At 81.6% G+C, this 526-nt stretch carries 1 pseudogene; it reads right to left on the reverse strand.

From position 1 onward, the window contains the following. A pseudogene (locus GB864_RS18070) lies at positions 1-526 on the reverse strand (translation initiation factor IF-2); the annotation flags it as partial.

Here is a 526-nt window from a genome sequence, read left to right on the forward strand (position 1 = left end):
CGGGGCGCTGGAAGCCGCCGGCGCCGCCGCCGGGGCGCTGGAAGCCGCCGGCACCGCCGGGACGACCGGGACCGCCGGGACGACCGGGGCCGCCGGGACGACCGGCACCCGCGGGACGCGGAGCGCCGGGGCGCGGCGAACCGGGACGCGGGGGCTGAGGACGCGGGATGTTGCCGGGCGACGGGCGCTGGCCCATGCCCTGCGACGACGCGAAGGGGTTGTTGCCGGGACGCGGCTGGGCGGGGCGCTGGCCCATGCCCTGCGACGACGCGAAGGGATTGTTGCCGGGACGCGAAGAACTCGGCTTGGGGGCGCCGCCGGGCTTCGGCGCGGCTGCGCCGGGCTTGGGCGCGCCGGAGGCGGCCTCAGGGGCGGCCGGGGCCGACTTCGCGGCAGCCTGCTCGGCGGCCTTGGCCTCGGCCTGCGCCTGACGCTCGGCGACCGTGGGGACCGACGCCGTGGCCGGCGCGGGCTCGTCGACCGGAGCCGGGGCGGCGGGCGCCGCGGGGGCCTTGGGGCCGGGCTT

It is taken from the genome of Agromyces seonyuensis (assembly GCF_009789225.1).
GTDB lineage: Bacteria > Actinomycetota > Actinomycetes > Actinomycetales > Microbacteriaceae > Agromyces > Agromyces seonyuensis.